Consider the following 11186-nt stretch of genomic DNA (forward strand, 5'->3'; position numbering starts at 1 on the left):
TATTAAAAAGTAACATTAAGACCGAATACATAAGAATGTGCTTTCGGATATGCAGAATAATCCACACCCGGAGTCAAAGGGGTAGAACGTTGTGTGCTCACTTCAGGATCCTGTCCGGAATAAGCTGTCCAGCAAAACAGGTTATTGGCCGTAGCATACACGCGCAGGTTCTTGACTCCTAGCTTACGAGTCACAGTAACCGGAAGCGTATACCCTAACGTCAGGTTACTACAACGCAAAAAAGAACCATCTTCAATCGCCCAGTCCGTCACAAGCGTACGCCCCATCATAGGCATCCAGATAGAGGCTTTGGAATTGATTTCAACAAAGCGTTCCGGATTGGCGTCATTACCATACATTACATTGGCACCCGTTTCCGGATCAATAATCGACCAACGGTTTTCCAAACTCATAAAATCTCTGATATTATTATATTTACGATTCGTATGAGTGGATGCCATAATCTTATTGGCATTATATACTTTATTGCCATATGACCAGTTGAACATTGCCGCCAAGTCAAACCCTCTCCATGCAGCATTCAGCCCGAATCCGCCAATATGCTTTGGCTGTACACTACCGATCACTTTACGGTCATTATCCGCATCGATCACACCGTCATTATTCTGATCCTTCAGTTTGATAAAGCCCGGACCAAAGTTAGGCAGGTCATTAGAGAACAAAGCCCTGTCGTCTACTACCCCTTCATTCAGTATCCATTTTTTCGTATTCTCATCAAACGTAAAGTCGTCTACAGAATAAAAGCCCTCTACTTCGAATCCATAAATCTGTCCTACCGCCTGACCTACAATAGCACGAAAATCATCAGAGCCGATATCCGGTCGCCAGTTGGATTGCGCACTCAATACGGTTGCCGTTCCATCCAGTTTATTCACTATATTTTTATTGAATGATATATTGAAGTTAGCGCCCAGATAGAAATCTTTACTATTGATAATCGTTCCGCTAAGCGTAAGTTCAACTCCCCTGTTCGTACTGCGGCCTACATTCTGATACTGATATTCATATCCCGAATTTGAAGGAAGATCCATGCGTAAGATTAAATCTTTCGTTATATCATTATAGAAGTCAACCGTCACATTCAAACGGCTATTAAAGAGGCTGGCATCTATTCCCACATTAGAGGATAACTTCGTTTCCCAAGTCAGATTCTCGTTCCGCAAGGTGTTCTGCAATTTCAGGGCACTCTGTACTGTTTCATTTAGATAATATTGCCTATTGGCAGAAGATTCCATTTTATAATCCTGTCTCCAGTATGAATTGACACGCGCATTACCAACTGACCCGTAACTCACACGAAGTTTCAGATTATCCAGCCAGTCTTCCGTCTGCTTCATAAATTTTTCCTGGGAAATGCGCCATGCCAATGCCATACCCGGGAAAAATCCCCAACGGTTTTCAGGAGCGAACACATTCGTTCCGTCGGCACGGGCTGTAAAAGTGAACATGTACCGGTCTTTGAAAGCATAGTTTAAACGACCGAAGTAAGATGCCGTACGAGAAGGTTCACCAAGAGTGGTATACGTTGGTTGGGATTCTCCATAGTTCCACATAGCCAACACTTCGCTCGCCGTAAAATCCATAGGATAATATTTGGATGAGGCAATCATCTGATTTCTGTAATTACTCACCATTTCATGTCCGGCCATCAGATCAAGACGGTGATTCTTTTTCAGAGAGAACCGGTAACTCAATATGTTCTGCAAGTTCCATCGTGCACCTTTCTCATCCGTACGTTTGGCTACGGGCTGACCGGCATTGGAGCTCGACTCTCCGGTTTTCTTTAACCAGACATTATCGGTATAATTATAAGTGTATGCGTAACTACCTTTCAGCTGATAAGTCAATCCTTTAACAATTTCCCAGTTAAAGCCGGCATTATAAGTCATAGAAAACTGGTTTTGCTTCTTATACTCATTCACCGTATTATATACAGGATCATTCAATGATGATAACAATGCATCATCCGAGTAATCAATTTCACCCCCCAAAGCATCTCCCGCATCTATACTTGCAAGGCTGTTGATTGGCGAGAAAAGAACGGCATCTCTCAATTTACCTCCATTGGTACCCGCACCGTCAATCACCATTCTAGTCAAACGGCTGGAAAACTCAAACTTCAATTTGTTACTCAACTTTTTATCCATCTTCACACTCAAGTTATCCCTCACATAATTGGAGTTGAGCATAATGTACTTCTCATCATCCCGCGTATAACTCAAATTATAACGCAATGTGGCATCCGTTCCTCCTGTTATACCAACGTTATAGCTTTGTTTGAATCCGGTGTTTCCATATACTTTATCCTGCCAGTTCGTGCCTTCTACCGAACGATAAATATTGCGGTCGTCCCAACGTCCATACATCGAATTAATGCTACTGGTCAGAGAGGTGCCCGGATCAAGTTCTTTCTGATAACAGTAGTATTCGTAAGGTGAAAGTACCCCCGTCAGATTATACACATTACTGACACCCCAGTGAGCATTGAATGAGATTTCTGTTTTTCCCGCCTTACCGCTTTTTGTAGTAACAAGAATAACGCCGTTCGCACCTTTAGCTCCATAGATGGCGGTAGAAGAAGCATCTTTCAAAACATCAATGCTTTGAATATCACCGGGAGGAATATCATTGATATTACTCACCTGAAAACCGTCAACAATATATAACGGTGAATTGTCCTGGGTAATAGAACCACCACCACGTACTGTAATCTGGATTGTTGCATCGGGCGATCCATCAGTAGCCACGACATTCACACCTGCCAGTTTTCCTGTAATAGCCGCAGCCGCAGAAGTTATCGGAATATCCTTCAAAACCTTCTCACTCACTGAAGAAATCGCACCGGTCAAATCTCCGCGGCGTGAGGTTCCGTACCCTACCACTACCACTTCGTCCAAAGTCTGATTGTCTTCTTCCAACACAACTTTCAGATGTTTGCCCGGTTTCACAGTCGCAACAACTGATTTCATTCCTACAAAACTAATTTCCAACTTTGTTGCATCTTCGGGAACAGACAAAGTGAAATTTCCATCCAAGTCGGTAATTGTACCGACGGAGGACTTTTTCAACACCTTCACACTAGCACCAATAATAGCATCGCCGTTGGTATCCACCACTGTTCCTTTCACAGATACCTTCTGTGCATATACTGTTGTCGCCGTTATAAAGCACAAGAGCAAGCAACATATATACGCGAAGCATCTTCGCAAAAATAAATGTCTTTGTACATCCATAGTATTATCTTGATTAATTTGTTTCATTTTTGATGTTACAAAAGTCACACTTTTACAGCTGTTTTCCACTCATTATTTATGCAAAAGCGTGGACTTTTTATATAGAATGCCTTATTTTACTGTAATAATTATCACTTCTCCTTCGCGTGTATCCACATCATACAAATAAGTATCACGTAATGCCACTCCTTTTAAAGGCGCTTTCTCACTAATCATCGGACGTGAGATTTGCTGTACTTTAAATAATGCGTTCGGATTCGCTTCTTCTTCCTTCTTCTGTTTCAACGATGCTCCTTCAGCAGCCAATTTCCAGTAAGAGCGCAGACGCAGATTGCCTCCAATTTCCGAACGTAACACAGCTTTTACCAGCTTACCGTCCTTCCAGGTCAATTCATCAATCAAAAAACCTCCTCGGGCACGCAACCCTTTCACTGTCCCGCTCTTCCATTCCGAAGGCAACGAAGGCAACAGATGAATCGCACCGTCATGACTTTGCACCAACATTTCGGCAATACCAGCCGTGCAACCAAAGTTCCCATCTATTTGGAAAGGTGGATGCGCGTCGAACAAATTAGGATACGTTCCGCCTCCCTGTCCTTTCTGTATTTCAGGACTGACATAAGTCAACTGATTCTTTATCAACTGATAAGCATGATCCCCGTCAAGCATACGAGACCAAAAACAAACTTTCCATCCCATTGACCAACCGGTAGAAGGATCCCCCCGTTGTATCAATGTATTTTTTGCAGCTTCAAAGAGTACCGGAGAGCGATAAGGAGAAATCTGATAACCGGGATATAGCCCCCAAAGATGAGAGATGTGCCGGTGACGATCATTAGGATGATCCCAGTCTTCAAACCATTCCTGCAATTGTCCGTACTGCCCTACCTGCATCGGAGGCAACTGCCGGCGCATATTCTTCAATGTATCACAAAAATCGGTATCTGCGTTCAGCACTTTGGCAGCTTCGCATGTATTTGAAAATAAATCAAAAACCAACTGATTATCCATCGTAATTCCTGCAAAAAGATTACTTTTTTTCTTTATCCAGCGCGGAGAATTTTCGGGTGAATTGGAAGGAGTAACAACCAAATAACCTGTATTCGGGTCGCGTACCAAAAAGTCGACAAAGAACTCCGAAGCGCTTTTCATCATCGGATATGCTTCCTCCAAATATTTCTTATCACCGGAAAACAAATAACGGTCCCATAAATGCTGGCAAAGCCATGCGTTAGCCACAGGCCACGTTCCACAATAAGGACGGTCCACCGCACCCGTCATACGCCACAAATCCGTATTATGATGCAATACCCAGCCACGACAACCATACATCCGGCTCGCAGCTTCACGCCCATTCTCGCTTAATTCACGTACCATCTGGATGAATGGTTTATGAAGTTCGGCCAAGTTGGTGATTTCCGCCGGCCAGTAATTCATTTCAGCATTAATATTCGTTGTATAATTGCAGCTCCAGGGAGGTCCCGGGTTATGATTCCATTTGCCCTGCAAGTTGGCGGGCTGGCATCCGGGCTGTGAAGATGCAATTAATAAGTAACGTCCATACTGGAAATACAACGCTATCAATGCCGGATCATAGGATGAAGAAAACTCCTTGATACGTACATCCATCGGTTTATTAACCTGGGAAGTTTCACCCAAATCCAAAGTCACACGGTTGAATTGCTCCTGATAAGCAGCTATATGGGCAGCTTTCGCCTTATCATACTCCTTCTCCGCATTTTTCAGATAGGTTTTATTCCGCTGATACGGATCACCCGATATATCTTTATAATTGACGAAGTTTGTTGCCATCGAGATGTACAATGTAAGTTCGCTGGCGCCCTGAACACTAAGCAGCGTATCATTAGCCATTGTCACTTCTCCGCCTTTGTTTTTCACATCCAAGTCAGCGCAATAGTGCACCTTTCCCGGAAAATAACGACTGCCATGCGTAATACCTTCCAAACGCAACCCCTTCTTTCCATAGATACTACGCTTCGGATCTCTCATCGGTGTATTAAAAAACAGTTCGCAATTGATTGCTCCCGGTTAGATGATTTGATATGCCTGATAACCAGCTGATCGGTAAATGATGCAAATGTTTCTTCAGTAAATTCCACTCCGTCTACTTTGTAGCGGGTCACAGTCATTGCATTGCTTATATCCAGGTCACGGTAGTAATTACTTACCTTTTTGTGGTCTTGATAACGGATATTCAGACGACCTACCGTCTGATAAGGCATTTCATTCCCCACTTGTGAAAGAATCTTCGTTGCCGCCATGTTCTGCGCTTCTTCGTATTTTCCTTCAAAAATCAACCGCCGCATTTCCGGCAAAGCCGCTTTCGCTTCTTCATTATAGTTTTGGTAGGGAGAGCCTGCCGACACTGTTTCTTCGTTCAACTGTATTTGTTCCAGTTGGGGATCACCGAACACCATTGCTGCAATCCGTCCATTACCAATCGGAAGCGCTTCTTCCCAATAAGAAGCGGGTTTATCATACCATATTTTATACCTGTTTTGCCCTTCCACACTCCCCAACAGAGAAGAAAAAGCCAATATACAACTGAATACTTTGCTTATCGTTTTCATATTTTAAAGTTTTTAATTGTCATCATTCCTGCGAGGTTCACTCAAAGACCCGTACTCGCTGACAGCCTTCACCTGATACGTCTTTCCTGTCTCAATATTACAAGACGTTTCTTTGGTTATTTGTACTGTTTCATCATTTGCAATCACCAAATAACAAATCGCATATTTCGAAGCATCCCAACTTAATACTCCGTTTTCTCTTTTCAGATTTTCCGGTGCGGAAACTTGTTCCATATATTTCTTCGGGTCCCAATTATCGCCCTCGCGAACAACGTTTTCGTATGTATACCGCGCCGCCTCACCTGCCGAAAGAACAGCCTGACAAATGCCTGTCACCGGATTCTCTTGTTCATCCTGGTAAGTATATTGCGTTTTACGCTGGCTTAAATCGACTGTATTCCCTTCTTTATCTTTACTGTTATATTCAGCAAACATTTGAGGAATAGCTCCCATATCCGTCCATCCTTCCGGAGCTATTTTTATATTAAAGATGGTATTGAGATATACAGCTATCGGAGAATTATGCCAGGGACGTCCCAACTTGACTCTTTCTGTATCAGCCAATTCATTTCCATCCACTACGCAATTATTCATCACATATCCCCAGCGTGTTCCTACTTTATGAGAAGGAGCAACAATAATTGCGCCATCCCTCATATTATAAAAGGTGCAATGTTCGAGGAAGCAATTCCCGTTTCCATAGAAGTAATCAACGGCTCCTTCAATCCAGCAATTCTGTGCATACAGTCTGCCGTTATCCGATTTAGGTCCGGTCTGCCAGGTATCTTGGTACGAGAGGAATTTGCAATTATTGAATGAGTTGCGGTCATTCTGGGTATACATTGCCAATGCCATAGGACCTTTCTGCAATTCTTTGCCATATCCGTTTACAAAAGATATATTCTCTGCGTAAAAATCCGTAGCTTTCACTGATACCATAGCGGCTTCCGTTTTTCCTAAGTTCTTATAAGAGTACTTCCACACATCCGGATCAGTCGCACTGGCTTCGGTTGAGCTGTTAATCCGTAACTTGACAATTGTCTTATCCACATCCTGTCCGATGAGATGAATATACGGTTTGTCTTCAGGAATGATAATTTGTTCTTCATACGTTCCGTTCATCACGAAAATGAGCCAGGGTTCCGTTCTTTTCGAGGGGACATTATCTACTGCTTTCTGTATACTGGTATAATTTCCCTTTCCGTCAGGACTGACCACCGCATCAAATATGCGTGCTTCCGGTTGAGGACGTTCTCTGATTGTAAACTGAATACTGACACCTTCGAATACATTTCCCTGAAAGTCTATGACTGCACCTTTGGGGAGGCTGAACTGACAGGCTGATTATAGTCCAAAGCAGTATAAGCGTAAGACGCTGTTTTACCTTTGAAAGTCAACTCCACTTCCTCGCCATTAAAATTCGCTTTCCCTTCTCCCGCTTTCACATACTCGTTAAAAGTAAGCAGAATCGTATTGTTTTCTTCTGCCGTTTCACCATTTGCAGGAGTAACAGACACCAAAGAAGGGGCTTCATGGTCGGGAACAAAAAAGTTATTGCTACTTTCCTTGCAACTTGTTGCCAGCAAAGCTGATAACAACAATAGTCCTTGGGACATCTTCGAGAATAAATGTGCTTTCATAAATTATTTGTTATATTCTTAATGATAGATTCTTATTCCATTATTATTTGGTCGTCCTGCCTTGAGCAGTTACTATTTCACGTTACAAAAGTATACGGAACAACATGAATACTTTCTCACTATTTGTTTGTTTGCGTGGACTTTTTTAATATCATTCAAAAGTTGCGGACTTTTTGTGCAATCTGGTGCACTATCTATGCAACCAGTTGTCTATCAAATTCTATCCGCTTACATTTGTATCAGTATCACTATCATCACACTTTATAAAAAATCAGGTAAGATATGAAAAACAACAAGGTAAAATTCATTTTCGTGGCACTACTGTTTGCCACACAAGTAGAAGCGTTCTCCTCCTGTTCCACATCTTCAGTCAATGAAGATAATAAAGAACAGGAGACTCCACCGGATTCTCCCTCCGTATCTCCACCAGTGGAAGAAACAGCATATGCCTTTCCCGGAGCTGAAGGAGGAGGAATGAACACTACAGGAGGAAGAGGCGGAAAGGTATATATTGTCAGATCCCTGGAAGACTCCAAAGCACCGGGTACCCTCCGGTATGCCATCGAACAAAAGGAGCCTCGTATAATTGTCTTCTGTATATCCGGCACCATTTATCTAAAATCGACACTGGACATTCGGAACGGTGATGTCACGATAGCCGGACAGACAGCTCCCGGAGACGGTATCTGCCTGGCTCACTTTCCAGTAAATGTATCGGCCGATAATGTAATTCTACGATACCTGCGTTTCCGGATGGGAGATACGGATTTGCTGGGCTCTTCGGCTTCCGACGGTGCAGATGCTCTGGGAGGACGCCAGAAAAACAATATCATGATTGACCATTGTTCCATCAGTTGGAGCACTGACGAATGTGCTTCATTCTATGATAATACTAACTTTACTATGCAATGGTGTATTATTTCAGAAAGTCTCCGCTTATCGGGACATACCAAAGGCCCTCATGGATATGGCGGTATTTGGGGAGGAGTCAACGCTTCTTATCATCATAATCTGATGGCACACCATGACAGTCGCACACCACGTTTCGGTTCCGGAGTAAAATATCAAGGTCAGGAACGTACTGATATGCGTAATAATGTTATTTATAACTGGAGCGGTAACGGATGTTATGGCGGAGCAGCAATGGGTATTAACATTGTGGACAACTACTACAAACCCGGACCCGCTACGGATGCCAAAGTGGCCAACCGTGTGATGGCTATCGACATCAGCTCTTCTGATGGAGATTTTGCACCGATCAAAGGGGTATTGGGACAGTATCATATCAGCCGGAATTACTTCGAGGCAGGAAACCAACTGACAGAAGCAGCAGCCGCAAAAGTGAACAAAGACAACTGGACTGGTATCCGTAACAACACCGGTCACTCTCTTGATGAACTGAAACGGGATACTCCGGTAGAAGTAGATGCGGTAACTACCCACACGGCACAAAAAGCTTACGAACTGGTGTTGAAATATGCGGGTTGCAGTCTCAAACGAGATGATATAGATACTCGTATCGTTGAAGAGACACGCACAGGAACGGCACAATTCATCGGAAAGAACGAACACAACGGATTAGGAGATGCCCCCTGCCCGAACGGTCCTTGTGAACATTGCGACAAAGGTATCATCCATTGGAAAAGTCAGAATTATCCTAAGGGCGGACTTATCGATAGTCAGAAAGACCTAAAGCCTTCCGGAGCTGGTAGCGACTGGAGCGCATGGCCAACATTAAAATCATTGCCACAAATTACTGATTCTGACAATGACGGCATGTCTGACGAATGGGAAACCGCCAACGGATTGAACCCAAACAAATATGATGCAAACGGAAGAAATCTAAGTACTGCCTATGATAATATAGAGGTTTATATCAATAGCCTTGTAGAAACAATAACAAATACGCAAAATAAAAAATGAATGATGTGAGGGAAAACAACTCTTATTAACGCAAAAAACTGGTCAATTAATACAAATCCTGATTCAATGAATCATTTGTATACTATATATGAAACAATATTGCACCTCTATGTTGCTTTTCTCTCTTATCTTTGTCGCAGTAAAAACAAAAACACACTATAAAGATCATGATTACAAGTAGAAAGATTTCTCAAGTCAAAGTTTTTGCTGGTAGTCCTTGGGAGGTAGCCAGCGTAAAGAGTTTATTGAATGCAGCTTATATTCAAGTGTCAACGAAAGACAATGGTTTAAACAGTATTTTGATTTCTGTTCCTTGCGAATACTATACTGCGGCCATGCGTGTAATTAATAACAGAAAAGTTTCATAGGTTTTAGGTTTACATATAAATTGGAGGGTTCTTATTGTCAGCAGGAGTTTTGGCTGGATAATACGGTGACTAGCAACTCATTGCACCCTGACAATAAGCTATGACAATAGGCTGACAATAAAAAGATCGTACTTTTATTGTCAGCCTGTTATTTAATAGATTAAATTCACAGCAGAATTATAGAATTCGTTTCAATCTCCTGCATATCTTTCTGATCCAGCAGTTGCTACAAATAGCGTTGTCCGACATAGAATTCTTCTCGAAGGATCGCAGTCTTTCGTATTGTTCCTCCACCATTTTCCATAAACCGTCCAGTCGCGAACTTTGGCCTCTAATTGCCATTAATTCCTGATCCCGCATATTCAAGAGTGAAGCATACAATCTGCTGGTTTTGTTTTTTTCCATGCAAAGTTGCTCTAATTCATCGATATATTCAGACGTAATTCCCAGCTTAGTCCGTTTTATGAATTGCTGGATACTATCATCATCTATGGAACTGTATCGTTCTCATAAGACACTGTGATTTTTTTCATTTCCACCCAGAGCCAGATATACTCTTTTTCGAGTCGGTATTTCTCGGCTGCCGCTTCTATGCTAATCCATTGTGACATAGTGTTTGTTTTTAATTTGTTATACAACAAGGAATAAATAGTGCTCTGTTGATGTTGATTCAACAAACATTCGCGCTTTTTGTATTCCGGGCGGACAGGAGATTGGGGTTGGGGATTTATAAGGATCATGAACCAACCGGGTACAATAAAAGCGTGAATGCTGTTGAATCATTATCCACCTCTGAGGCCTAGCAAAACCTTTCCAAAAGATAATGATAACAACAGACATCCACGCTAATCGTTTATATATAACACATCTTTCATCGATATGTTGACATACGACCATTCACGTGGAATATCTGTTGAATCACCCCTCTTTGGAAAAGAAACTTGCTAGATTTCAGAGGAGGGGGATAATGCAATAATATTCCTATTTCAAAATAAATAACGCTTCTTACCTGTTTCACCACACTGGTGAACAGAAAGCGTATGACAAAGATATGCTTTTTTTTCGAAACAAAGTGGAAATACGGAAATAAATACAGGAAGTTTTGTATTGAAAGAGAGGAAGTTCAATATTAGCAAAGAGCGTATAAAAAATATAAACTCGCTACGAAGCGAATGTCGCCCCCGTTAAATGAATGCTGCGCATCTGGTATCTTTCACTAAAGAAGCAGGTATTGTCCTGCTAAAGTAACAGTATTGTTCAGCTAAGGCAGCAGTATTGTTCAGCTAAGGCAGCAGTATTGTTCAGCTAAAGTGCCGGTATCTTCACCTTCCCACGCGTGGTGACTTCTTTCCACAGCCGTGACGAATTCCTACCGCGGCCGTGGGAAGACTCGTCACGGCCGTGGCGAAC

At 42.4% G+C, this 11186-nt stretch carries 7 protein-coding genes and 1 pseudogene; 2 read left to right on the top strand and 6 right to left on the bottom strand.

Translation table 11 applies throughout. The features are described from left to right. Positions 1 to 2: 2 nt before the first annotated feature. From DXA05_RS09450 to DXA05_RS27350, 4 genes and pseudogenes are all read right to left on the bottom strand, one after another. Entirely contained in the window at positions 3 to 3281 is a 3279-nt protein-coding gene (locus tag DXA05_RS09450; protein WP_175353658.1) for a TonB-dependent receptor, read from the bottom strand. Between the two features lie 84 nt (positions 3282 to 3365). Next, a pseudogene (locus DXA05_RS09455) lies at positions 3366 to 5845 on the bottom strand (glycoside hydrolase family 95 protein). Positions 5846 to 5857: 12 nt separating this feature from the next. After that, positions 5858 to 7063: a pectinesterase family protein gene (locus tag DXA05_RS09460; RefSeq protein WP_284515493.1), complete on the bottom strand. Its 1206-nt coding sequence runs from the start codon at positions 7061 to 7063 to the stop codon at positions 5858 to 5860. A gap of 86 nt (positions 7064 to 7149) precedes the next feature. Next, positions 7150 to 7485, bottom strand: a complete 336-nt coding sequence (locus DXA05_RS27350; RefSeq protein ID WP_284515494.1) for an Ig-like domain-containing protein — start codon at positions 7483 to 7485, stop codon at positions 7150 to 7152. Positions 7486 to 7767: 282 nt separating this feature from the next. Between DXA05_RS27350 and DXA05_RS09465 the strand changes: the two genes are divergently transcribed. Then, positions 7768 to 9408, top strand: a complete 1641-nt coding sequence (locus tag DXA05_RS09465) for a pectate lyase (RefSeq protein ID WP_128859105.1) — start codon at positions 7768 to 7770, stop codon at positions 9406 to 9408. 167 nt (positions 9409 to 9575) lie between these two features. Further along, the gene (locus DXA05_RS09470) at positions 9576 to 9776 is read left to right on the top strand and encodes a DUF2007-related protein (protein ID WP_004299812.1); all 201 of its coding nucleotides are present in this window, start codon (positions 9576 to 9578) and stop codon (positions 9774 to 9776) included. A 177-nt stretch (positions 9777 to 9953) separates the two neighbouring features. Here DXA05_RS09470 and DXA05_RS27355 read toward each other — a convergent pair whose 3' ends face one another. Next, positions 9954 to 10181, bottom strand: a complete 228-nt coding sequence (locus DXA05_RS27355; protein ID WP_250700806.1) for a hypothetical protein — start codon at positions 10179 to 10181, stop codon at positions 9954 to 9956. An 83-nt stretch (positions 10182 to 10264) separates the two neighbouring features. Then, a complete protein-coding gene (locus DXA05_RS27360; RefSeq protein ID WP_284515495.1) occupies positions 10265 to 10387 on the bottom strand; it encodes a hypothetical protein in 123 nt (40 codons plus the stop codon). Between the last annotated feature and the right edge of the window lie 799 nt (positions 10388 to 11186).

This window comes from Bacteroides sp. AM54-2NS (genome assembly GCF_003602935.1).
GTDB lineage: Bacteria > Bacteroidota > Bacteroidia > Bacteroidales > Bacteroidaceae > Bacteroides > Bacteroides xylanisolvens.

What these genes read in the sequence shown, in the direction of transcription:
- DXA05_RS09450 (WP_175353658.1), bottom strand. Translation starts at nt 3,281, where the DNA reads ATGAAACAAATTAATCAAGATAATACTATGGATGTACAAAGACATTTA.
- DXA05_RS27350 (WP_284515494.1), bottom strand. Translation starts at nt 7,485, where the DNA reads ATGAAAGCACATTTATTCTCGAAGATGTCCCAAGGACTATTGTTGTTA.
- DXA05_RS09465 (WP_128859105.1), top strand. Translation starts at nt 7,768, where the DNA reads ATGAAAAACAACAAGGTAAAATTCATTTTCGTGGCACTACTGTTTGCC.
- DXA05_RS09470 (WP_004299812.1), top strand. Translation starts at nt 9,576, where the DNA reads ATGATTACAAGTAGAAAGATTTCTCAAGTCAAAGTTTTTGCTGGTAGT.
- DXA05_RS27355 (WP_250700806.1), bottom strand. Translation starts at nt 10,181, where the DNA reads ATGGAAAAAAACAAAACCAGCAGATTGTATGCTTCACTCTTGAATATG.
- DXA05_RS27360 (WP_284515495.1), bottom strand. Translation starts at nt 10,387, where the DNA reads ATGTCACAATGGATTAGCATAGAAGCGGCAGCCGAGAAATACCGACTC.